Origin of the sequence: Bacillus sp. BML-BC051, assembly GCF_019656175.1 — a bacterium.
In the GTDB taxonomy this organism is placed as follows: domain Bacteria; phylum Bacillota; class Bacilli; order Bacillales; family Bacillaceae_G; genus Bacillus_A; species Bacillus_A mobilis.
In genome coordinates, this window is record NZ_BPLI01000167.1 from 1 (window position 1) to 268 (window position 268).

1 protein-coding gene is annotated in these 268 nt (G+C 49.3%); it reads right to left on the reverse strand.

The window, feature by feature from the left end; genetic code table 11:
• On the reverse strand, positions 1-268 hold a 268-nt coding region (locus tag K5S59_RS29795; RefSeq protein WP_259653030.1), incomplete at both ends, for a LysR substrate-binding domain-containing protein.

Below are 268 nucleotides of genomic sequence, written 5' to 3' on the forward strand. Positions count from 1 at the left end.
CTCACGGGCACGCTGAGTGGTTCGCCAGCGCGCTCAAAATTCCATAAATTTTTGCCGAAGTAAGAATACGCCAGGCAATTGTGTACCGCTAGATCTTCGGCACTTTTAGGGATGCCATGTTCCTTTAGATACGCAGGTGATGCACAAATCACTGAAGGGCAATCACCAAGTCGCCGTGCGATCAAACCCGGATCAAGCTGATTGGTGATGCGTATTGCCAGATCAATGCGATCTTCGACCAAATTGACAGTGCGATTATCCACGCGTA